The following is a 25,684-nucleotide window of genomic DNA, read 5'->3' as shown; positions in this document are numbered from 1 at the left end:
CCAGTCACGCGAGACCGCCGGTTCGGTGCAGGGTCTCGCCTTCCCCCGTACATGAAGCCCCCTTCCTGTACCTAAGCGCACGGGAGAGGGCCTCCATGTACGGGGAAGGTGTGAAGGTCGAGTTTCCTCGGCTGAGCCGAGGGAAGGGGGCCTTCACGCGCAGCCGCNGTGCTCTTCCGATCTACCCTGAAGGTAGGCAAGGAGGCCTTCACGGACTCGGGCGGGCAAGGGAAACCGGTGCGGAGACCGAAGCCTCTCAGCCGCCGACCTTCGCGATCGCCACGAAATGCTCCGGCCGCACCCGCACGATCACCTTGCCCGGAGACGTCGCGTACGCCAGCCAGCCGTCGATGGCCTCCTGCCCGGCTTCACCGAGGTACCGCCGGGCGATCGACTCCGAACCCGCGCGGATGCCGTCCGGATCCGAGACGATCTCCGCGACCCCTTCGACGCTCACGAACGAATAGGGCGGCACCGGGTCGTCGACGACCACCGAGACGCGGGGATTCTCCTTGAGCGCCTTGCCTTTGACGGTGTCCGCGCCCAGGTTGACCAGAATGTCGTCCCCGTCGAGGGCGAACCAGATCGGGACCGCGTGCGGCCTGCCGTCCGGGCGGACCGTCGCGAAGACGGCGGTGCGGGTGCCTTCGGCGAGGAAGGCGCGGCGCTGGTCGTCGGTCATCTTCTCCGGCATGACTTTCCCTTCAGGGCGGCTGTCGAACCGTGGGCCACCTTAAGGGCGCGAGGTGAGATATCCGCCCATGGTGCGGAAGTACTCGTTCGCGGTCAGTTCGGTGCCGTCCTCGGTCCGGACCCGCTCGATGACGAGACCGTGCGACCGGCCCCGGCGCGACTCCGGCCCGGCGACGATCACGACGCCGTCACCCTCACGGATGAAGATCCGGCCGGGGGTGCCGCCGTAGTGACCCACCGACACCGACGAACGGATCACGCGCAGCTGTTTCCCGCGGTGGTAGGTGAAGGCGTTGGGGTACGGGTCGGACTGGGCGCGCACCAGCCGCTCGATCTCCTCGGCGGGCCAGGACCAGTCGATGAGGCTGTCCTCAAGGGCGCGCTTGTGGAAGAAGCTGGCCTTCGACCTGTCCTGTTTGACCGGCGTGTAGTCGCCGCTCGCGAGGAGCTCGATCGCCTCGGTGGTGATCGGCGCGATGAGCTCGACCGTCCGGTGGAACAGATCGGTCGTCGTGTCCTTCGGGCCGACCGGCACGGCGCGCTGCAGCACGATGTCGCCGGCGTCGAGGTCGGCGTCCATCAGGTGGGCGGTGAGGCCCACTTCCTTCTCGCCGTTGATGAGTGCCCAGATCAGCGGCGAGAAGCCGGCGTAGGCGGGCAGCAGCGAGTCGTGGACGTTCAGGGTGCCGTACCGCGGCATCTCGAAGATCTCGGGTGGCAGCCAGGTGCGCCAGTTGTTGGCGACGATCAGGTCGAGATCGGCTTCCTTCAGCTCCGCCAGCAGTTCCGGGTCGTCGGGACGCTGCCGCAGCAGCGCGCGGATGCCGTTCTCCTCGGCGAGGTCCGCGACGGAATCGGACCAGATCTTCTCGTAGGCGTGGTCACTCTTCGGGTGGGTGACGACGAGGGCGACATCGTGGCCCGCGTCGATCAACGCCCGCAGGGTGCGGTGTCCCCAGGTCTGGTATCCGAACATGGCGACCCGCATGGGACCGGCCTCCTCCTGGTCGAGGGATGAACATCACCACTGAAAGTACTAGTTGAGCCTCACCTAACTTAGGTTAGGGTTCCCTGGTCTTTGTAACGAAGTACCGAGATGCGGCTGAGCCGCGCTAGGGGTTCAAGATGGCACGAGCAGTGGTCGGTGAACGGGTTCCGGTCTACGACGTGGTCGGGGTCGGGTTCGGTCCCTCGAACCTCGCGCTCGCCATCGCCGTCACCGAGCACAACGCCGCGCCGGGGGCGGAGACCGTCACCGCCCACTTCCTCGAGCGCCAGGTGCGTTTCGGCTGGCACCGCGGGATGTTGATCGACAACGCGACCATGCAGGTGTCCTTCCTCAAGGACCTGGCGACGATGCGGAACCCGACGAGTTCGTTCAGCTTCCTGTCGTATTTGCACAGCAAGGACCGGTTGGTCGATTTCATCAACCACAAGAACCTGTTCCCGTTGCGGATCGAGTTTCACGACTACTTCGAATGGGCGGCCGAGAAGGTCGACGACCTGGTCTCCTACGGCACGGAAGTACTTTCCGTGACTCCCGTCTTCGAGGGTGACGAGATCGTGTTCTTCGACGTTCACGCGCGGACCGACGGTGAACTGGTGAACCTGCGCGCCCGCAATCTGGTGATGGGCACCGGCCTGCGGCCGAACCTCCCCGAAGGTGTGACGCCGGGCACACGGATCTGGCACAACAGCGAACTCCTGCACCGGCTGGAGGGCATGGCCGCCGAGAAGCCGCGCCGGTTCGTCGTCGTCGGTGCCGGCCAGAGCGCGGCCGAGGTGAGCGCGCTGCTGCACGACCGCTTCCCGCGGGCCGAGGTGTGCGCGGTGTTCGCGCGGTACGGCTACAGCCCGGCCGACGACAGCGCGTTCGCCAACCGGATCTTCGACCCCGAGGCGGTCGGGCGGTTCTACGAAGCGCCGGCTGAGGTCAAGGACCGGCTGATGCGCTACCACGGGGCGACCAACTATTCGGCCGTGGACATCGAACTCATCGACGAGCTGTACCGGCGCGTCTACCGCGAGAAGGTGCAGGGGATCGAGCGGCTGAAGATCATCAACGTCTCCCGCCCCACCGAGGTCACCGACACCGGGGCCGAAGTGCGGGTCACCGTCGAAGCGCTGGAGACCGGGAAGCGGACCCGGCTCGACGCCGACTTCGTCGTGTACGCCACCGGGTACAGCCCAGCGGACCCGACACCGTTGCTCGGTGAGCTCGGCTCCGCCTGCGCGCGCGACGACGAGGGCAGGCTCCGGGTCGAGCGTGACTACCGGATCGTCACCGAGCCGCCGCTGGACGGCGGGATCTACCTGCAGGGCGGCACCGAGCACACGCACGGCATCACGTCTTCGCTGCTGTCCAACACCGCCGTCCGGGTCGGGGAGATCCTCCAGTCCATTGTGGATCGGCGGGCCGCGGGCGCGTCCCAGCCCGAGTACGCGGTGAGCGGGACCGGGCCCGCCTGAGGCACGGACGATCCCGAAAGCTCTGAACGGTGGAGGCGACCCGATGAACCGCGGCTTTCCCCTGTCCCCGGCACAGCAGGGGATCTGGCTCGCGCAGCAGCTCGACCCGGCCGATCCGGTCTACACGATCGGCTGGGTCGCCGAGCTTCGCGGCGACGTTGACATCGCTCGGCTGGGTGACGCCGTCCGGCGGGCGGTCGCGGAGGCGGAATGCCTGCACGTCACGGTCGAGCTGGACGGCGACACGCCGGTCCAGCGGCCGGTCGCGCCCGGTGAGGTCGCGGTGCTCGACTTCACCGGCGAGCCGGATCCGGAGCGGGCCGCGGACGAGTGGGCGCGGGCCGAGCTCGGCGTGGTGACCGACCCCGGCCGCGGGCCGCTCACCGCGCACGCACTGCTCGTCCTGGCCGCGGACCGGGTCCGCTGGTTCCAGCGCTACCACCATCTGGTGATGGACGCGCACGGGCAGGCCGTCCTGACCCGTCGCGCGGCTGCCCTCTATTCGGGCACCGCCGAGGAGGTCTCCTGGCCGCTCTCCGGGCCGGCCGAGGCGGACTACGACGCGAAGGCCGACCGCGACTACTGGCTCGGTGAACTCGCGGGCAGGCCCAATCCGGTGCGGCTGCTCGGCCGCGCGTCGTCCGGTCAGGTCCGACTGCGGCGGCATTCGTGGGAGCTGCCCGCGGCGAAGACCGGTCGCCTGCGCAAGTTCGCGCTCGACGCCGGAACGAGGCTGTCCCGCGTCGCGATCGCCGCGGTGGCGGCGTACGCCCACCGGGTGACCGGCGCCGAAGACCTCGTCGTCGGGCTGCCGGTCACCGCGCGGACCACCCGCGCCCTGCGTGAGCAGCCGGGCATGGTCTCCAACGTCCTGCCGTTGCGCCTGACGGTGCGCCCTGAGACGACGCCGGCGCAGCTCGTCGCCCAGGTCGCGGAGAAGGTCTCCGCGCTGCTGGAACACAGCCGGTACCGCGGGGAGGACCTCGCGCGCGAGCTCGGCGCGAGCGGCGGGGTGCACGAACTCGTCGGGCTGAGCGTGAACTACATGGCCGTGGACGGCGAACTCGCGTTCGGCGACGCGAGCGCGACCGTGCACAACCTCGAACTAGGGCCGATCAGCGACGTCGCCATCGCCGTGTACGACGCCGGTGAGGGGCGCGGGCTCCGCTTCGACTTCGACGCAGACCAGGCCGTGTCTTCCGACGACGAACTCGCCGACCATCGCCGCCGGTTCGCCGCGGTGCTGGACGCCGTCGTGGCGGGACCCGACTCGCCGCTGGCCGCGATCGACCTGCTCACCGCCGAGGAACGGGACCGGGTTCTGGCGCTCGGGACGGCGGTCGCGGAGTCACCGGAGGTTTCGTGGCCTGAGGCGTTCGCCCGGGTCGTGGCGCGAAAGCCGGATGCGGAGGCCGTCGTCTGCGAGGACGTCCGGATGACCTACGCCGAGGTCGACGCCGCCGCCAACCGGCTCGCCCGGCTGCTGCGGCGACGCGGTGTCGGTGACGAGGACGTCGTCGGCGTGGCGATGCCGCGTTCTGCCGATCTCGTCGTCGCGCTGCTCGGCGTGATGAAGGCCGGGGCCGCGTACCTCCCGCTCGACCTCGACCACCCCGAAGATCGCCTCGCCTACATGCTTTCGCACGCGGACGCGCAGCTCGTGGTGTCTACTGTGGAGGAATCCGCGCAGCTGCCGTCCGGTGTGGACGCCGAGCGGATCCTTCTCGACGACCCCGAGATCACCGCGGAACTCGCGGCGCTCGACTCGTCCACTGTGGACGTCAGCGGGATCGCGCTGAGCCAGGCCGCGTACGTCATCTACACCTCGGGCTCGACGGGCAAGCCGAAGGGCGTGGTCCTGTCCCATGACGGCATCGGCAGTCTGATCAGCACGGCGACCGAACGGATCGGCATCGGCGAGGACAGCCGGGTGGTGCAGTTCGCCTCCACCGGCTTCGACGTGACGGTCTGGGATCTGGTCATGTCGCTGTGCGTCGGCGGGACGCTGATCGTGGTCCCGTCGCATCGCCGGGTCGCGGGCGTCGAACTGACCGGTTACATCGCGGACAACGCGGCGACGCACATGATCCTGCCACCGTCGCTGGTCGCGGCGCTGCCGCCGGACTGCGAACTGCCGAAGGGCGCGGTGCTGATCGTCGGCACCGAGACCGTCCCGCCGGAGCTGATCGCGCGCTGGGCCGAAGACCTGCGGGTCGTCGCCGCGTACGGGCTGACCGAGGCGACGGTGAACTCGACGCTGTGGGCGGCTGAGCCCGGCTGGACCGGCCCGATCCCGATCGGCGTTCCGGATCCGAACACCCGCTGCTATGTCCTCGACACCGCGCTGCGGCCGGTCCCGGTCGGCGTCGAAGGGGAGTTGTACGTCGGCGGACGCGGTCTCGCGCGGGGCTACGCGGGACGTCCGGGACTGTCGGCGGAACGCTTCGTCGCCGACCCGTTCACCGGCGGCGGCGAGCGGATGTACCGCACCGGCGACCGGGTCCGCTGGCGGGCGGACGGGAACCTCGACTTCCTCGGCCGCACCGATCACCAGGTCAAGATCCGCGGGTTCCGGATCGAACCAGGGGAGATCGAGTCCGCGCTCGCCACGTTCACCGGGGTCGAACGGATCGCCGTCGTGCCACGCGAGGTCAAGGCGGGGGACCGGCGGCTGGTGGCGTACGTCGTCCCGGGGGCGGACGGATCGCCGACGCTGCTCAAGGACCTGCGGGCCCACGCGGAATCGGCGCTGCCGCACTACATGGTGCCGTCGGCGTTCGTGGACCTCGACCGGCTGCCGATCATGCCGAACGGCAAACTCGACCGCACAGCGTTGCCCCTGCCGGATTTCGGCGCCGCCGCCACCGGTCGCGCGCCGCGCACCGAACGCGAGCGGATCCTGTGCGATGTCGCCGCGCGGGTCCTCGGCCTGGCTTCGCTCGGCGCCGATGACGACTTCTTCTCACTTGGTGGCGACAGCATCCTGTCCATCCGGCTGGTGCTCGGCGCGGCGGACCACGGTCTCGCCATCACGCCGCGTCAGGTGTTCCAGCACCGGACTCCCGAGGCGCTGGCCGCCTGTGCGGACGTCGTGCCCGCCGAGTCCACTGCGGACGAGCGGCCGTTGCTGGAGCTGACCGACGCCGAGCGCGCGTCGCTCGCCGAGTACGCCGACGTCCTGCCCGTGACACCGTTGCAGGAAGGGTTCTTCTTCCACGCGGAGTTCGAAGGCGGCCAGGCCGCGGACATCTACACGGTGCAGGAGGTTCTGGACCTCGAGGGTGACGTCGACGCCGACGCGCTGCGCCGGTCGGCGCAGGCGCTACTGGACCGGTATTCGTCGCTGCGGTCCGGCTTCCGGCAGCTCGACGGCGGCCAGGTCGTCCAGACGGTGACCCGGCACGCCGAACTGCCGTGGCGTGAGGTGGCCGCCGAAGACGCCGCGGAGGCCTTCGAGGCCGATCGCGCGCGCCGGTTCGACTTCGCCCGGCCGCCGCTGCTGCGGGCCACCTTCACCCGGCTCGACGAGCGGCACGCCAAACTGGCGCTGACGTTCCATCACATCATCGCCGACGGCTGGTCGGTCGTGGTGCTGCTCCGTGAACTGCTGGCGGGTCACGAGGGGGCGGACGCCACGCTCCCGGAGCCGGACACTCGCGCCGACCACCTGCGGCGGCTCGCGTCCCGTGATCACGAGGCTTCGCGCGCGGCCTGGCGCACGGCACTGTCCGGAGTGGACGAACCCACCCGGCTGGTCGAGGCACGGGCCGGGGCGGCGAGACAGCCGTCGCGGTTGCAGCTGAGCCTCGGTGAGCAGGCGACGAAGGCGTTGTCGGCCATGGCTCGTGCGCAGGGGCTCACCCTCGGGGCCGTGCTGCACGGCGCGTGGGGACTTTTGCTCGGCGGGCTCACCGGCCGGGACGACGTGCTGTTCGGCAGCACGGTTTCCGGCCGTGACAGCGGTGCCGCCGGTATCGAGTCGGCGGTCGGTCTCTACATCAACACGGTGCCGGTGCGGCTGCGCTGGTCGGGATCCGAGACCGTCACCGCCGTCCTGCGGCGGCTGCGGGACGAGCAGGCGGCGTTGCTGGACCACCAGCATCTCGGCCTCGGCGAACTGCAGCGCGTCGCCGGTGCGGGGCGGGAAGAACTGTTCGACACCCTCGTGGTCGTCGAGAACTTCCCGCGTGACGGCGAACGCGCGTCCGGAACCGTCCGCCTCACCGGCGTCGAGGTCACCGACGCGGTGCACTTCCCGGTCGCGCTGATCGTGACACCGGGTGAAGACCTGGAGTTCAGCCTCAAGTTCGACGCCGCGCGGATCGACGCGGTCACGGCCGGGCAGCTCGCCGAACGGTTCGCCCGCCTGCTGGAGACGCTGACCGCGAACCCCGAACTGCCGGTCGCCGCCCTCGACCTCCTGTCGTCCGCCGAACGCGGCCGTCTGGTCGAACTCAACGCGACTTCGTATCCGGTGCCCGAGCGAACGCTGGCCGAGGCCTTCGCCGAGCAGGTCGCCAAGACGCCGTCCGCGACGGCGGTCGTGTTCAGGGACACCGAACTGTCCTATGCGGACCTCGACGCCCGCGCGGAGAATCTGGCTCGCAGGCTGCGTTCCCTCGGGGCCGGTCCCGAAGAGGTCGTCGCCGTCGCCGTGCCGAGGTCGGCCGAGCTGATGGTCGCCCTGCTCGGGGTCCTCAAGGCCGGCGCCGCCTACCTGCCGATCGACCTCGACTACCCGGCGGACCGGCTCGAGTACATGCTCGCCGACTCAGGTGCGCGCCTCGTGCTGTCCGAACCCGGGACGGCCGCGCGGATCCCGGTCGTCGCCGGGCTGACGCAGGTTCCCGTCATCGGTGAGCCCGTCGACGACGTGCCGGGCGCGGCCGCCGGACCGGACAACACCGCCTACCTGATCTACACCTCCGGATCGACAGGGCGGCCGAAGGGCGTGGCCGTCACGCATCGCGCGATCGTCAACCGGCTCGCGTGGATGCAGCACGAGTACCGGCTCACGGCCTCGGATCGCGTGCTGCAGAAGACGCCGTCGAGTTTCGACGTGTCGGTATGGGAGTTCTTCTGGGCGCTCTGCGAAGGCGCCGCGGTGGTCCTGGCCGAACCGGACGGCCACCGCGACCCCGCGTATCTCGCGCGGGTGATCCGGGAGCGGAAGATCACCACCCTGCACTTCGTCCCGTCCATGCTCACCGCGTTCCTCGCCCACGAGGAGGCCACCGGCGACCTGGGATCGTTGCGCCGGGTGTTCTCCAGCGGTGAGGCGCTGAGCGGCGAGACCGCCGCCCGCTGGCGTTCGCTCACCGGCGTTCCGCTGCACAACCTCTACGGCCCCACCGAAGCGGCCGTGGACGTCACCTTCTTCGCGAGCACAGGGGCCGAGGGCACTACTGTGCCCATCGGTCGTCCGGTGTGGAACACGCGGGTGCACGTCCTCGACGGCTGTCTCCGCCCGGTGCCCGACGACGTGGCGGGCGAGCTGTATCTCGCCGGTGTCCAGCTGGCCCGCGGTTACCACGGACGGCCCGGCCTGACCGCCGAACGCTTCGTCGCCGACCCGTTCGGTGAGCCTGGGCAACGGCTGTACCGCACCGGTGACCTGGTGCGGCGCCGCGCCGACGGCGAGATCGAGTACCTCGGCCGCACCGACCGGCAGGTGAAGATCCGCGGCAACCGGATCGAACTCGGCGAGATCGAAGCCGCCCTCGTCACGCTGCCGGAGGTCACGGCCGCCACGGTCGTCGCGAAGGACGGCGCACTCGTCGGTTACGTCGTCGGCGATGTGGACCAGGAGCGGCTGCGTGCCGCCGTCAGCGAGGCGCTGCCGGCGCCGATGGTCCCGCAGGCGTTCGTCGTCCTCGACGAATTCCCCTTGACCCCCAGCGGAAAGCTCGACGTCCGCGCCCTGCCCGCCCCCGAGGCCACCAGGCCCACCGCCGCGGCCGGGAACGACCGGGAACGCACTCTCGCGCGGATCTTCGCGGACGTGCTCGGCCTGGACGCCGTCGGCGCCGACGGGGACTTCTTCCTGCTGGGTGGCGACAGCATTTCGTCGATCGCCGTGTCGAGCCGTGCCCGGCGGGCCGGGTTCGAACTGAGTCCCAAGGACGTGTTCGACCTCCGGACGCCCGGCGCGCTCGCCGCCTCCGCCGCACCTGCCGAGCCGACGGCCGTCGCCGACGGTGTCGGCGCCGTGCCTCTCCTTCCCGAAGTGCTCAGGCTGCGGGAACTCGGCGACGCGGTCCAGCCGGAGTCCGTGCTGCTGACCGTGCCCTCCGGGGCCGACGTCGAGACGCTCGCCGCCGCTCTGCAACCGGTGCTCGACCACCACGACGGCCTGCGGCTTGAACTGTCACGGGTCGCTTCGGTGTTGTGGTCGCTCGAAGTGCGTCCACAAGGGACGGTTCAGGCGGCGGATCTGCTTCGTCACGCGACCGGGTCCTTGGCGGACGAGTACCGGGACGCCGCTGACCGATTGCCGGACGACCTGCTGCAGGCCGTCTGGTACGACGAGCCGGGCAGGCTGCTCCTGGTCGCCCATCCGGTCCTGCTGGACGCGCGGAGCTGGGCGACGGTGGCGGCCGACCTCGCGATCGCGTGGCGGGCCGTGGCCGACGGCCGCCCGCCGGTGTTCACCCCGGTGCGGACGTCGCTGCGGGCGATCGCCCGCCGGATCACCGACGAAGCGCAGGATCCCGCGCTGCTCGGCGAGATCGAGCACTGGGCCGGGACCTTGGCGCCCGGCTCCACCGAGATTTCCGGCGACGTCGCCGAACGTCGCATCACCCTGTCCATCGAGGACACCCGGACGCTCGTCGGAGCGCTCCCGTCGGCCGTGCACGGCGACGTGACCGACGTCCTCCTGACCGCGCTGAAAATCGCCGTCGACGGCGACCTCGTCGTCGATCTCCACGGCAGGGTGGACACCTCGGACACGGTCGGCGCGCTGACGTCGGTCCGCCCGGTGCGGATCACCGCCACCGGCGAGCCGCTCGCGATGCTCAAGGCCGTCAAGGAGACCGTCCGCACGACGCCCGAGGGCTACGGCCCGCTGCGCTACCTCGACGTCCAGACCGGCCCGTTGCTGGCCGGGCTCCCGAAGCCGCGGATCGCCCTGCGCTACGACGGCCGGATCCCGGCCGGTCCGGGGGAGTGGCAGGTGGCCGGGCACGCGGCCGTACCACCGTCCGGAGACCACGCCCTGCGGATCGGGGTGGCCTGCGAGGAGACCGCGGACGGGCCGAGGCTGACGGCGACGTTCGCGGGTGCGGGCGCGGCGCTCGCCGATCGCTGGGCTTCCGCCCTGGCCGATCTCGCGGCCGTGGACACGCACGCGCCGGTGGGCCTCACGCCGTCCGACCTCGAACTCTTGTCGCTGACGCAGGAGGAGATCACCCGCGTCGAGCGGGGCAGCCCGGTGCCGGTCGCCGACGTCTGGCCGTTGTCGCCGCTGCAGGAAGGCCTGTTCTTCCACTCCAGCTACAACTCCGACCGGGTCGACATCTACACGATCCAGGAGGCGATCGACTTCGATCACCGCCTGGACGCCGACAGGCTGCGGGCGGCGGTGGCCACCCTGCTGCGCCGGATCCCGAGTCTCGGCGCCGGGTTCACCAGTGAGGGGCTGCGCGGGCCGGTGCAGTTCGTGGCGGCCGAGGTCGAACCTCCGGTGTCCGAAGTGGACCTTTCCGTCTTGCCAGAAGACGAACAGCAGGCCAGGCTCGACGAGCTGATGGCGGAGGACCGCGTGACGCGGTTCGACCTCGGTGGCCCGCCGCTGTTCCGGCTGAAACTGGTGCGGCTCGGCGATGGACGCGACCGTGTGGTGCTGAACCGGCACCTGCTGCTCTGGGACGGCTGGTCCGCTTGGCTGTTCATTGAGCAGCTGTTCGCGCTTTACGACCTCGGCGGCGACGACCGCGGGCTGCCCGCCGCCGGGTCCTATGCGGACTTCCTGCGCTGGCTGGACCGGCAGGATATCGAGGCGGCCACGAACGCGTGGCGCGAGGCGCTGTCCGGTCTCGCGGAGCCGACGGTCATCGGCCCGGAAGGCCGGGATCTGGTGCCGTCCACCCCGGTCAACCTGGACACGGTGCTGCCCGCCGACCTCGGCCGTGGACTGCGTGAACAGGCCCGGAGGCACGGCCTGACCGTGAACTCCGTGCTCAACGCCGCCTGGGGCCTGGTCCTCTCGACCATGACCGGGCGGACCGACGTCGTCTTCGGCGCCGCGGTCGCGGGCAGGCCCGCCGCCGTACCCGAAATCGAGAACACCATCGGCCTGTTCCTCAACACCGTGCCCACCAGGGTGCGGCTCGACGCGGGCGAATCCGTCCTGGACCTGGTGCGGCGCTTGCAGTCCGAGCGCATGGACCTGACTCCGTACGAGTTCATGAGCCTCGGCGTCCTGCAGCGGGAGGCCGGGCACCGGGTCCTGTTCGACACGCTTTTCGTGCTGCGCAACGCCGACGGCGACGAACGGCGCGACGGTCTGCGCCACCGGCACGGCATCACCGGCCTGCTGAACATCGACGCCACGCACTACCCGCTGACGCTGGTGGTCACGCCGGGCGAGGAAATCCGGATCACGGTGTCGTACCGGGACGACGTGATCGACGCCGCCGAGGCCGCGTCGGTGCTGGACCGGTTCACGTCACTGGTCGCGCAGATCGTCGACGACCCGGCGAAACCGGTCGCCGCGCTCGCGACGGTGTCCGCCGAGGACCGTGCCGCGCTGGAGGCGGGCTGGGCCGAGGCCGAGCATCCCGTCGTCGAGGACACGATCGCCGACCTGCTGGCCGTCCAGGCCGAGCGGACCCCGGACACGACAGCCCTGGTGTTCGGCGAGGAGCAGTTGACCTACGCCGAACTCGACGCGCGCATCAACCGGATGGCCCGTCTGCTGTTGGCGAAGGGGGCGGCGCCGGAACAGGTGATCGCGCTCGGCCTGCCGCGATCGATCGACATGGTCGTCGCGCTGTTCGCCGTGCTCCGGACCGGCGCGGCGTACCTGCCGCTGGAACTCGACTACCCGGTCGACCGGCTCACGGTGATGCTGGAGGACGCCCGGCCGCTCTGCCTGGTGTCCACAAAGGAGGTCTCGGCGACACTGCCCGGCACCACGCCGCGGATCCTCGTCGACGACCAAGAAGACAGGGCGTTCGGCGACGGCCCGATCTCCGACGCCGAACGCCCGCTGTTCGCGCGCGGCCGCGCGGACCGCATGGAACACCCGGCCTACGTCATCTACACGTCGGGCTCGACAGGAAAGCCCAAGGGTGTCGTCACGCCGTACCGCGGCCTGACGAACATGCAGCTCAACCACCAGGGCGCCATCTTCGCCCCGGCCATCGCGTCGGCGGGCGGAAGGCGGCTGCGGATCGCCCACACCGTGTCGTTCGCCTTCGACATGTCCTGGGAAGAACTGCTGTGGCTCGTGGAAGGGCACGAGGTCCACGTCTGCGACGAGGAACTGCGCCGGGACGCGCGGGCGCTCGTGGCGTACTGCGACGAGCACGAGGTCGACGTCGTCAACGTGACGCCGACGTACGCCCACCTGCTGATCGAGGAAGGGCTGCTGGAAGGGCACCGGCCGGCCCTCGTCCTGCTCGGCGGCGAAGCGGTGTCCGAGTCGGTGTGGAACCGGCTGCGAGACACCGACGGGACCTACGGCTACAACCTGTACGGACCCACCGAGTACACGATCAACACGCTCGGCGGCGGCACGACCGACAGCGACACTCCGACCGTCGGCAAGCCGATCTGGAACACGCGCGCCTACATCGTCGACGCCTGGCTCCGCCCGGTCCGCGACGGTGTCGCGGGTGAGCTCTACATCGCGGGCGAGGGGCTGGCCCGCGGTTACCTCGGCCGTCCGGGGCTGACCGCCGAACGGTTCGTCGCCGACCCGTTCGTGCCCGGTGGCGGGCGCATGTACCGCACCGGTGACCTGGTGCGCCGCCGCCCGGACGGCAATCTCGACTTCCTCGGCCGTACCGACGACCAGGTCAAGATCCGCGGCTACCGCGTCGAACTCGGCGAGATCGAGACCGCGCTCAGCCGGTACCCGGAGGTCGCGCAGGCCGCCGTCATCGCTCGGCCGGACCCATCGGCGCCCGGTCTGCAACGGCTCATCGGATACGTCGTCCCGGCCGAACTGAGTGGGGACGCGCGGGCCGAGGCCGAAGCCGACCAGGTCGGCGAATGGCAGCAGATCTATTCCGACGAGTACACCGAGATCCCGACGGCCCTGTTCACCGAGGACTTCGCGGGCTGGGATTCCAGCTACGACGGCGATCCGATCCCGCTGGAGCACATGCGGGAATGGCGGCGCGCGACCGTCGACCGCATCGGCGAGCTGAAGCCGGAACGGGTGCTGGAGATCGGCGTCGGCACCGGTCTGCTGATGGGGCAGATCGCGCCGCTGGTCCGGGAGTACTGGGGCACCGACCTCGCCGCGCCGGTGATCGCGAAGCTGAACCGTGAGCTGGAACAGGATCCTGCGCTGGCGGCCAAGGTGAATTTGCGCGCCCAGCCCGCGCACGTGTTCGACGGCCTGCCCGCCGGCCGGTTCGACACGATCGTGATCAACTCCGTCATCCAGTACTTCCCGAGCGTCGACTACCTGACCGATGTCATCACGACGGCGATCGGCCTGCTGGCTCCCGGCGGCGCGCTGTTCGTCGGCGACGTCCGGAACCTGCGGCTCGCCCGTGCCTTCCACACCGCGATCCAGCTCACCCGCGCCGACGCGACGTCCGACGTCGCCCAGGTGCGGCGCGCGATCGAACGCGGTGCCGCGCTGGAGAAGGAACTGCTGATCGACCCGGACTACTTCACCGCGCTCGCGCGGCGGCTTCCGGACGTCGCCGCGCAGGTCCGGATCAAACGGGCCCGGTTGCACAATGAGCTGAGCCGGTACCGCTACGACGCGGTCCTCATGAAGGAACCCGCAGAGACGGTGTCGGTCGCTCAGGCGCCCCGCGTGTCCTGGGACGAAGTGGGCTCCCTGGCCGCGCTGAAGGACCGTCTCTCCGGCGTGGAAACGCTGCGGGTGAGCCGGATCCCGGACGCCCGGCAGGCTCCGGAGGTCGAGGCGACGCGTGCGCTGGACGCCGGCGCGCCGCTCGTCGACGTCCTCGCGTTGTTCCGCGCTTCCCGTGGTGTGGAGCCCGAGGACGTGCACGAACTCGGCGACCGGCTCGGGTTCCGGGTGTACTGCACCTGGTCGGCCGAGGGCACGTTCGAGGCCGTGTTCGTCCACAAGGGACTGACGACGGCGCTGGTCACCGGGGTGCATCAGCCGGTCTCGCTCGGCACGAACCTGGCCAAGTACGCCACGAGTCCGACGGCGGCCCGCGGCGGCGGCGAACTGGTGCAGCGCCTGCGGGACAGGCTCAAGACGGAACTGCCGGACTACATGGTCCCGGCCGCCTTCGTCACGTTGGGCGCCCTGCCCCTGACCGACAACGGCAAACTCAACACGCGGGCGCTCCCGGACGCCGAGCAGACGGTGCGGCTCGCCGAAAGCCGCCCGGCCGAGACCGCCGAGGAGGAGACGCTGTGCGCGCTCTTCGGCGAGGTCCTCGGTGTGGAGGGGGTCGGCGTCGAGGACAACTTCTTCGATCTCGGCGGCCATTCCCTGCTCGCCACGCGGCTCATCAGCCGGGCCAGGACCGAACTCGGCGCCGAACTGGCCATCCGTGACCTGTTCGAGGCGCCGACGGTGGCCGAGCTGGCCGCACGCGCGGGCACCGGCGAACCCGCGCGGCCGCCGGTGGTCCGCGCCGAACGTCCCGGACGGATCCCGCTTTCGGCGGCCCAGCGCAGCCTGTGGCTCGTGGACCGGATGGAAGCGAACGCGGTCGCCTACAACTTCCCGCTGACCTTCCGCCTGCGCGGCGCCCTGGACATCGAAGCGCTGCGTGCCGCGCTCGGCGACGTGCTCGGCAGGCACGAGGTCCTGCGGACCGTGCTCGCCGAGCACGACGGGGAGCCCTACCAGCGCGTTCTCGACGCGCCGGAGATCCCGTTCGCCGTCGAGGAGTGTGACGAGGACGGTCTGGCCGCGCGGATCGCCGAGCTCTCGCGGACGCCGTTCGACCTGGCGACGGAGATCCCGGTCCGGCTGCGGGTGCTGGGCCTCGGCAACGGCGACCAGGTGATCTCGCTGGTCCTGCACCACAGCGCGACCGACGAATGGTCCGACCGGCCGTTCCTGGGCGATCTGACCTCGGCCTATCGGGCCCGGCAGGCGGGCGAGGCTCCCGTATGGACGGATCTCCCGGTGCAGTACGCCGACTTCGCGTTGTGGCAGAGGGACTTCCTCAACCAGCGCGGAGCCGCTCAGGTCGCCTTCTGGGCCGAATCCTTGCGCGGGGCGCCGGACGAGCTGACCTTGCCACTGGACCGCCCCCGTCCGCTCCGGCCGACGGGCAAGGGCGGAAAGGTCAAGTCCCCGCTCTCCGAGGAACTGTCGGCCGCTGTGCGCGACCTGGCGGCGAAGGCGGGAGCGAGCCCGTTCATGGTGCTTCAGGCGGCGGTGGCCGCGCTGCTGCACCGGACCGGCGCCGGAGACGACATCCCGCTGGGCGCCCCGATCGCCGGACGCACCGACGCGGCACTCGACGACCTCGTCGGGTTCTTCGTGAACACGCTGGTGCTGCGGTCCGATCTTTCCGGCGAGCCGACGTTCGCCGCCCTGCTCGACAGGGTGCGCGAAGCGGACCTCGCCGCGTTCTCGCACGGCGATCTGCCGTTCGAGCGCGTGGTCGAAGAGCTGAACCCGCCACGGGTGCCGGGCCGCAACCCGCTGTTCCAGGTGATGGTGGGCTACCACCGGCAGAGCGACGCACGCGACGTGCTCGGGCTGCCCGCCGAGTGGTTCGAGATGGACACCGGCATGGCGAAGTTCGACCTGCACTTCACGATGGTCGACGACGGGACCACCGCCACGCTGATGCTGGAGTACGCCGAGGACCTCGCCGACGCGACGACGGCCGAACGGTTGCTGACCCGGCTGACGTCCTTGCTGGAGCAGGTCACGGCCGAGCCGAAGCGGCCGGTCGCGGCGCTCGACGTCCTCGTCGGCGACGAATTCGCGCGGGTGACCGAGTGGAACCGCACGGCTCGTGAAGTCCCGGTCGCGACGTTGCCGGAGTTGTTCGAGGAGCAGGTGGCGCGGACTCCGGGCGCACCCGCTGTGGTGTTCGAGGGCGCCGAGTTGTCGTATGCGGAGTTCAACGCGCGGGCGAATCGGCTGGCGCGGTGGCTGGTCGAGCAGGGTGTCGGCGCGGAGTCCGTGGTGGCGGTGTCATTGCCGCGGTCGCTCGACCTGGTCATCGCTCTCTACGCCGTGCACAAGGCCGGTGGCGCCTACTTGCCGGTCGACCGTGACTATCCCGCTGACCGCATCGCTTTTATGCTCGAAGACGCCGCTCCTGCGGTCGTTCTCGACGAGTTGCCCCTTCTGGATGGTTACTCCGGTGAGAGTCTGGGGCGGGTCGTGGATCCGTCGTCTCCGGCGTATGTGATCTACACGTCCGGCTCGACGGGGCGTCCGAAGGGTGTGGTGGTGCCGCATTCCGGCATCGTGAATCGCCTGCTGTGGATGCAGGACGAGTACGGCCTCACCACTGATGATCGGGTGTTGCAGAAGACGCCGTCGAGTTTCGATGTGTCGGTGTGGGAGTTCTTCTGGCCGCTGATCAACGGCGCGACGCTGGTGGTCGCCAAGCCCGAGGGACACAAGGACCCGGCGTATCTCGCGGAGCTGATCCGCACCGCCGGGATCACCACCGTCCACTTCGTGCCGTCGATGCTCGCGCTGTTCCTGGAGACCGCGACGTGTACGGGTCTGCGGCGCGTGATCTGCAGTGGCGAGACGTTGCCGTCGGAGCTGGCGGCCAGGGTGGATGTCCCGCTGTACAACCTCTACGGTCCGACCGAGGCGTCCGTCGACGTGACGGCGTGGCGGGCGGGCGTCGAGATGACGCCGTCGGTCCCGATCGGGCGTCCGGTGTGGAACACGCGGACGTACGTGCTGGACGCGCGGCTGAACCCGGTCCCGCCGGGTGTCCCCGGTGAGCTCTACCTCGCCGGCGTGCAGCTCGCTCGCGGATACCTGGCCAGGCCGGGGCTGACCGCCGAGCGGTTCGTCGCCGACCCGTTCGGTGGCCCGGGTGAGCGCATGTACCGCACCGGCGATCTCGCGCGCTGGTCGGACGGCGGCGTGCTCGAGTTCCTGGGCCGTGTCGACGACCAGGTCAAGATCCGCGGCTTCCGGGTCGAACTCGGTGAGGTCGAAGCCGCTCTGACCGCGTTCGACTCCGTCACACGCGCTGTGGTCGTCGCTCGCGAAGACCGATTGGTCGCGTACGTTGTCGGCTCCGCGGACGGGCTCCGTGAGGCTGTGGCGGCGAAGCTGCCGGAGCACATGGTGCCGTCGGCGTTCGTCGTCCTCGACGAGATCCCGTTGACTCCGAACGGCAAACTCGACCGCAAGGCCCTGCCCGCGCCGGAGTTCGCGACCACCGAAGGTCGCGAGCCACGGAGCGCGCAGGAAGAGGCCCTGTGCGCTCTGTTCGCCGACGTGCTCGGTGTCGAGCGGGTCGGGATCGACGACGGTTTCTTCAGCCTCGGCGGGCATTCGCTGCTGGTGATGCGCCTGGTCAGCCGGATCTCGGCGAGCATGGACGCCACGGTTTCGGTGCGCGACGTCTTCGACGCCCCCACCGTCGCCGCGCTGGCCGAACGGCTCGACGGCCCGTCCGCGCAGCCGGCCCTGAGCGCCGGGAACCGGCCGGACGTGCTGCCGCTTTCGCCCGCGCAGCAACGGTTGTGGTTCCTGTACCGGCTCGAAGGGGTCACGCCCACCTACAACATCCCGCTCACCTGGCGTCTGCACGGCGAGCTGGACGCGGACGCGCTGCGCGCGGCGATCGGCGACCTCGTCGATCGGCACGAACCACTCCGGACCGTGTTCGCCGAGGAGAAGGGCGTCGCGGTGCAGCGGATCCTGGCCGACGCACGCCCGGAGGTCCGTTTCGAGGAAGCGGGAGATCTTCCGGCGCAGCTGGCCGCCGAGGCCGGTCGAGGGTTCGCGCTCCACGAGGAACTCCCGATCCGGGCAACGGTCTTCGCCGTGTCGCCGCGGGAACACGTCCTGCTGCTGGTGATCCATCACGTGGCGACGGACGAGTGGTCGCAGGGACCGTTGATGGCGGATCTCGCCGAGGCTTACGCCGCTCGCCTGGCCGGGACCGCTCCACAGTGGACGGAACTGCCTGTCCAATACGCGGACTATGCGTTGTGGCAACGGAAGGTGCTCGACTCGACGGCCCCCGCACAGCTCGGCTTCTGGCGGGAAGCGCTGGCCGGCCTGCCGGACGAACTGGCCCTGCCCACGGACCGGCCACGGCCTGCCGAGTCGAGCCACCGCGGCGGTCTCGTCACCTTCCCGATCGACAGCGGGCTCACCGAGCGGCTGCGCGCGGTCGCCCGGCGGCACGACGTCAGCATGTTCATGCTGGCGCAGGCCGCGGTCGCGGCACTGCTGCACCGGCTCGGCGCCGGGGACGACATCCCGCTCGGCGCACCGAGCTCGGGCCGCGCCGACGAGCGGCTGGAGCCGCTGATCGGCTTCTTCGTCAACTCGCTCGTGCTGCGCACCGACCTGTCCGGTGACCCGGCGTTCGGCGACCTGCTCTCGCGGGTGCGCGCGACCGACCTCGCCGCCTTCGAGCACCAGGACCTGCCGTTCGAGCGCCTGGTCGACGCGGTCAACCCGGAACGTTCGCTGGCCAGGCACCCGTTGTTCCAGGTCATGGTGGTTTACCTGCCCGAAGCCGAGGACGGGCTGAAGCTGCCCGGCCTCCGCGTGGATCGGGAGGAGTTCGCGCAGGGCGTCGCCAAGTTCGACCTCGAGTTCGGGTTCCTGGAGAACGGCGACGGGATCTCGGGCGCGATCGAGTACAGCGCCGATCTGTTCGACCACGCCACGGCCGAGTCGTTCGCGCGTCGCCTGGTCGCCGTCCTGGACCAGGTCGCCGCCGATCCCGCGATCCCCGTCGGCGAGCTCGACGTCCTCGGCGAAGACGAGCACACTCGGCTCCTGCGCTGGAACGACACCGCGCACGACGTCTCCGCGACCACTCTGCCGGAGTTGTTCGAGGCCCAAGTGGCGCGGACGCCGGACGCGCCCGCTGTGGTGTTCGAGGGCGCCGAGCTTTCGTATGCCGAGTTGGACGCACGCGCGAATCAGCTGGCTCGGTGGCTGGTCGAGCAGGGTGCAGGTGCGGAGTCTGTGGTGGCGGTGTCGCTGCCACGGTCGCTCGATCTCGTGGTCGCGCTGTATGCCGTGCACAAGGCGGGCGCGGCGTATCTGCCGCTCGACACGGACTATCCGGCAGATCGCATCACGTTCATGCTGGAAGATGCCGCTCCTGCGGTCGTTCTGGACGAGCTGCCCGCGCTGGACGGGTATCCCGGTGAGAGTCCGGGGCGGGTCGTGGATCCGTCGGCTCCGGCGTACGTGATCTACACGTCCGGCTCGACCGGTCGCCCCAAGGGTGTGGTGGTGCCGCACTCAGGCATCGTGAACCGATTGCTGTGGATGCAGGACGAGTACGGCCTCACCGCTGATGATCGGGTGTTGCAGAAAACGCCGTCGAGTTTCGACGTGTCGGTATGGGAGTTCTTCTGGCCGCTGATCACCGGCGCGACGCTGGTGGTCGCCAAACCGGACGGCCACCGCGATCCGGCGTATCTCGAAGCACTGATCCGGGACCAGCGGATCACGACCCTGCACTTCGTCCCGTCGATGCTGGAGGCGTTCCTCGCCGAAGAGCCGGCGTGGCACGGCGTCCGCCGCGTCCTGTGCAGTGGCGAGGCGCTGCCGCCGGAACTGGCCGCTCGCGTGGACGTCCCGCTGCACAACCTCTACGGCCCGACCGAAGCCTCGGTGGACGTGACCTCTTGGGAGGTCGTCGATGACGGTGAAGGCGCTGTCCCCATTGGACGTCCGGTGTGGAACACCCAGGTACACGTGCTCGACGCCCGGCTCCGGCCGGTGCCGCCGGGCGTGGCGGGGGAGCTGTACCTGGCGGGCGCGCAGCTCGCGCGCGGCTATCTCGGCCGGGCGGGGCTGACCGCCGAGCGGTTCGTGGCGAACCCGTTCGCGGCCGGGGAGCGGATGTACCGCACGGGCGACCTCGCGCGGTGGCGCGCCGACGGCGCGCTCGAGTACCTCGGCCGCGCCGACGACCAGGTCAAGCTGCGCGGCTTCCGGATCGAGCTGGGCGAGATCGAGTCCGTGCTCTCCGCACGGGTGGTTCTGCGCGAGGGCAGGCTCGTGGCCTACCTGGCGGGGGAGGCGGACGTCGAAGAGGCCCGGCGGCTGGCCGAGGCCGCTCTGCCGGCGTACATGGTGCCGTCCGCGTTCGTCGTGCTGGACGCGTTCCCGTTGACACCCAACGGGAAGCTCGACCGCAAGGCACTGCCCGCGCCGGACTTCGCCGACGTGGTGACCGGTGACGCTCCGCGCACACCACGCGAGGAACTGCTCGCGTCGCTCGTCGCCGGTGTGCTCGGGCTGGACAAGGTGGGCATCCACGACGACTTCTTCCGCCTCGGCGGGGACAGCATCGTCGCGATGCAGCTGGTCGGCCGCGTGCGGAGTGCCGGGCTGCTGCTGAGCCCGCGTGACGTCTTCCGGCACCGGACCGTCGCGGCCCTGGCCGAGGTCAGCTCGGTGCGGCTCGACGCGCCCGCGTCCAGGAAGGCGTTGGTGGAGCTCGACGCGGGCGAACGCGCGGAGATCCTCGACGTCGCGCCGGACACGGCCGAGGTGTGGCCGCTGACGCCGTTGCAGGCCGGGCTGCTCTTCCACGCGACGATGGACGGCGACGGACCCGACGTCTACACCGTCCAGGTGTCGTTCGATCTCGACGGTCCGCTCGATCCGGCACGGCTGCGTGACGCCGCCCAGTCGCTCCTGGACCGGCACGCCGTCCTGCGCACCGGCCACCGCTATCTCGCGTCCGGCCGTCCGGTCGCGCTGGTGGCGCGTTCGGTCACCGTTCCCTGGCGGTTCGTGGCCTCGACGGAGGATGCCGAGGCCGAGCTGACCCACGACCGGCGCCGTTTCGACCCGGCCACCGCGCCGCTGCTGCGGTTCCTGCTCCTGGCCCTGCCGGACGGACGGCACCGGCTGGTGTTCACCCACCAGCACGTGCTGCTCGACGGCTGGTCGGTGCCGCAGCTGTTCGCCGAGCTGTCCCAGCTGTACGCCGGCGCCGACCTGGCGCCCGCACGTCAGTTCCGCGACCATCTCGGCTGGCTCGGGGACCAGGACCGAGAGGCGGCGGAAGTCGCGTGGCGGCAGGCGCTCGACGGCCTGACCGAGCCGACGCATCTCGTCCCGCACGACCCCCAGCGGATCCCGGCCCTGCCGGAGCGGTTGTCGCTGGAGCTGCCGGAACAGGTGACCGAGGCACTGTCGGCGGTCGCCCGCTCGCGCGGTCTGACACTGAACACGCTCGTCCAGACCGCGTGGAGCATCGTGCTCGGCAGGCTGACCGGCCGCTCCGACGTCGTGTTCGGCGCGACGGTCGCCGGGCGCCCGCCCGAACTGGCCGGGGTCGAGCGGATGATCGGCCTGTTCATCACCACGATCCCGGTGCGGATCGGGCTCGACCCGGCCGAAAAGCTGGGCGACCTGCTCGCCCGGGTCCAGGACGAGCAGTCCGGCTTGCTGGCGCACCAGCACTTCGGGCTCGCCGACATCCAGCGCGGCGCCGGGCTGGGAGAGCTGTTCGACACGCTGATGGTGTTCGAGAGCTACCCCGGTGCGGACGAGGACGAGACCGGAGCCGGGTTGCGTGGGGAGATCGTGCGCCACGAGGATTCCACGCACTATCCGCTCACCTGGGCGGTGGAACCCGGCACCCGGCTTAAGCTCACCGCCGAGTATCGCTCCGATCTGTTCGAGGCCGGTCTGCCGGAGCGGCTTCTCCCGGCGATGGAACGCGTACTCGCCGCGATGGTGTCCGATGTGGACGTACCGGTCGGCAGGGTCGACATCCTGGCCGAGGCCGACCTCGACCTGATCGTGCGGGGGTGGAACGGAACGGCGCTCGCCGTGGAACCGTCCACTGTGGCCGGTCTGTTCGAGGACCAGGTGCGGCGTTCGCCCGACGCGACGGCGGTGGTGTCGGGCGAGGTCGCCTTGACCTTCACCGAACTCAACGAGCGCGCGAACCGGCTCGCCAGGGCCCTGGTCGCCCACGGCGTGGGGGCCGAGGACTTCGTCGCGTTGGCGTTGCCGCGTTCGGCGGACGTGCTGTTGGCGATCCTCGCGGTCCACAAGGCGGGGGCGGCGTATCTGCCGCTCGATCCGGACTACCCGGCCGAGCGGCTGGCCGCGATGCTCGCGGACGCGCGACCCAAGCTGATCTTGACCGAGCCCGAACTGCTGGAGTCGTTGCCGCGGACCGAGATCGAGACGCTGGCGCTGTGCGCGCTCGTCACCGAGGATCGGCAGGCCCATGACCTGACCGATCGAGACCGGGTCCGCCCGCTCGACCCGGAACACCCGGCGTACGTGATCTACACGTCCGGCTCGACCGGGACGCCCAAGGGGGTCGTCGTCCCGCATCGCGGCGTGGTGAACCTGTTCCACAGCCACCGCGCCACCTTGCACCGGCCCGCGGTCGAGGCCACCGGCAAACCGCACCTGCGGGTGGGACACGCGTGGTCGTTCTCCTTCGACGCCTCCTGGCAGCCGCAGCTGTGGCTGCTCGACGGGCACGCCGTGCACATCGTGGACGAGGAGACCCGGCGCGATCCCGAACTCCTGGCCGCGATGATCGAGCGGGACGGCTTCGACTTCATCGAGGTCACGCCGTCGTTCTTCGCGCAGATGGCGGACGCGGGGCTGCTCGACGGCGACCGGTGTCCGCTCGCCGTGATCGGTGTCGGCGGCGAGGCGGTGCCGGAGAGCCTGTGGCGCCGGTTGGCCGGTTTGGACGGAACCGAGGCCTTCAACCTTTACGGGCCCACCGAGTCCACAGTGGACGCACTAGTCGCGAGGATCGGCCACAGCGAGAAGCCGCTGGTCGGCAGGCCGGTCGCGAACACCCGCGCCTACGTGCTGGACGCGACGCTGCGGCCGGTGCCGCCCGGAGTCACCGGGGAGCTGTACCTCGCCGGTTCCGGGCTCGCCCGGGGTTATCTCGGGCGGGCGGCGCTGACGTCGGAACGGTTCGTGGCGGATCCGTTCGGCCCGGCGGGGGCCCGGATGTACCGCACCGGCGACCTCGCCCGCTGGACCGCGGACGGGCGGCTGGACTTCGGCGGGCGCGCCGACGACCAGGCGAAGATCCGCGGCTTCCGGGTCGAACCCGGTGAGGTCGAGGCCGTGCTCGAACGGCACGAGGACGTCGCGCAGGCTGTCGTCCTCGTGCGTGAGGACCGCCCGCGGGTCAAGCAACTGGTGGCGTATGTCGTTTCGACCGCGGACGGTGAGGAGCTGCGGCGGTTCGTGGCCGAGACGCTGCCGGACTACATGGTGCCGGCGGCGTTCGTCTCGCTCGACGCGCTTCCCGTGCTGTCCAACGGAAAGCTGGACCGCCGGGCGCTGCCCGCGCCGGACTACAGGGAGCTGGCAGGTGGCCGGGCGCCCGAGACCGCACGGGAGAAGGCGCTGTGCGCGCTCTTCGCTGAGGTGCTCGATGTGCCGGAACTCGGCGCCGACGATGACTTCTTCGCCCTCGGCGGGGACAGCATCGTCGCGATGCGGCTGGTCAGCCGGGCTCGTGCCGCCGGGCTGAAGATCACCCCGCACGACGTGTTCGCGCGCCGGACGGTCGAGGCGCTGGCCGAGGTCGCCGAGAGCATCGAGGACGACGGCACGGTCGCGCTCACGCCGATCATGCACGCGCTCCGCGAACTCGGCGGTCCGATCGACGGTTACCACCAGGCGGCGTTGCTGTGGACGCCGTCCGGGATGACCGGTGACCAGCTGAAGACCGTGCTCGGCGCGGTCGTCGCGCGGCACGACATGCTGCGCGCGCGGCTCGACCGGTCGGTGGACGGCTGGGCGCTCCGGGTTGCCGAATCCGCCGACGTGCACATCGAGCGCGTCGACGTCGGGGACGGTGATCTGTTCGCGCTGATCGAGCGGCACGCGGAGCCGGCCCGTGCCCGGCTGGACCCGGACGCCGGCGTGATGCTGAGCGCGACGTGGTTCGACGCGGGGCCGTCGGCGCCCGGACGGTTGCTGCTGATGATCCATCACCTCGCCGTCGACGGTGTGTCGTGGCGGATCTTGTTGCCGGACCTCGCTTCCGCCTGGGACGCGGTCGCGCTCGGCGGGACACCGGAACTGTCCCCTGTGGACACTTCGTTCCGGCGATGGTCGCGGGCGCTGTCCACACAGGACCGTGCGGGCGAGCTGGACTACTGGAAGTCGGTACTGGGCGGCGGGGATCCCTTCCCGCTGGACCGGCCGCTCGACCCCGCGCGGGACGTGGCGGCGACCGTGAAGAAGGTGTCGCTGACGTTGCCCGCCGAGCGGACGGCCCCGCTGCTGTCCCGGGTTCCGTCGGCGTTCCGGGCGACGATCAACGACGTCCTGCTCACCGGTCTCGCCCTCGCCGTCGCCAGGTGGCGCCGGGACGGGGGACAGGCGGTGCTGGTCGACGTCGAGGGACACGGCCGCGAGGAGGACCTGGTCGCCGGTGCGGACCTTTCGCGGACGGTCGGCTGGTTCACCAGCGTCGTCCCCGTGTGCCTGGACCTGGGCGACCTCGACCTGGACGACGCGTTCGACGGCGGAACCGCCGCCGGCGAGGCGCTCGAACGGGTCCGGGCCCACCTCGACGGGCTGCCGGACGGCGGTATCGGGCACGGTCTGCTCCGATACCTCGATCCGCGCACCGGCCCTGAGCTCGCGAAGTTCCCGAAGCCGCAGATCGAGTTCAACTACCTGGGCCGGATCGGTGTCCCCGAGGCGACCGACTGGTCGTACGCCGCGGAGGCCGAGGCGGCCGAACTCGGCGCCGACGACGGGATGCCGGTCTCGCACGCGCTGACGGTCAACGTCCTGGCCGAGGACCGCCCCGGTGGTCCCGAACTGGGCGCACACTGGTCCTGGCCGGAGGCCGTGCTCACCGAAGACTCGGTGCGGGAACTCGCGGAAGGCTGGTTCCTCGCGCTGGACGCGCTCATCCGCCGGGCTGATTCACCGGCCACGAAGAAGGAGAACAAGGAATGACGAACCCGTTCGAGAACCCCGACGGCACGTACCTGGTGCTGGTCAACGACGAAGGCCAGCACAGCCTGTGGCCCGAGTTCGTCGAGGTCCCGGCGGGCTGGACCACGAAGTTCGGCCCCGCTTCGCGTCCAGAGTGCCTGGAGTACGTGGAGACCAACTGGACGGACCTGCGGCCCGCTTCGCTCGTCAAGGCCATGGAGTCCTGACCCGCTCCGTTTCGTGAAGACCTCCCTG

Annotated in this window: 5 protein-coding genes; 3 read left to right on the top strand and 2 right to left on the bottom strand. The window is 70.6% G+C overall.

Going from position 1 to position 25,684, the window contains the following annotated elements; translation table 11 throughout:
- Positions 1-256 precede the first annotated feature (256 nt).
- Both LCL61_RS26390 and LCL61_RS26385 read right to left on the bottom strand, forming a co-directional pair.
- A complete protein-coding gene (locus tag LCL61_RS26390; protein WP_340682200.1) occupies positions 257-694 on the bottom strand; it encodes a PPOX class F420-dependent oxidoreductase in 438 nt (145 codons plus the stop codon).
- A 39-nt stretch (positions 695-733) separates the two neighbouring features.
- Complete coding sequence (locus LCL61_RS26385; protein ID WP_340682199.1) at positions 734-1,681, bottom strand: methionyl-tRNA formyltransferase; 948 nt, start codon at positions 1,679-1,681, stop codon at positions 734-736.
- Between the two features lie 137 nt (positions 1,682-1,818).
- On the opposite strand from LCL61_RS26385, the gene LCL61_RS26380 reads away from it, so the two are divergent.
- The 3 genes from LCL61_RS26380 to LCL61_RS26370 are packed head-to-tail and all read left to right on the top strand — an operon-like array spanning position 1,819 to position 25,656.
- Entirely contained in the window at positions 1,819-3,162 is a 1,344-nt protein-coding gene (locus tag LCL61_RS26380; RefSeq protein ID WP_340682198.1) for a lysine N(6)-hydroxylase/L-ornithine N(5)-oxygenase family protein, read from the top strand.
- Between the two features lie 43 nt (positions 3,163-3,205).
- Positions 3,206-25,450 (top strand): non-ribosomal peptide synthase/polyketide synthase, encoded by a 22,245-nt coding sequence (locus LCL61_RS26375; RefSeq protein ID WP_340682197.1) that lies wholly within the window; start codon positions 3,206-3,208, stop codon positions 25,448-25,450.
- Positions 25,447-25,656, top strand: a complete 210-nt coding sequence (locus tag LCL61_RS26370; protein ID WP_007029404.1) for an MbtH family protein — start codon at positions 25,447-25,449, stop codon at positions 25,654-25,656. Before LCL61_RS26375 ends, LCL61_RS26370 begins: the two co-directional genes overlap by 4 nt.
- Positions 25,657-25,684 lie beyond the last annotated feature (28 nt).

This window comes from Amycolatopsis coloradensis, assembly GCF_037997115.1.
Lineage (GTDB): Bacteria > Actinomycetota > Actinomycetes > Mycobacteriales > Pseudonocardiaceae > Amycolatopsis > Amycolatopsis coloradensis_A.
This window is presented reverse-complemented; position numbering and strand designations above follow the sequence as displayed.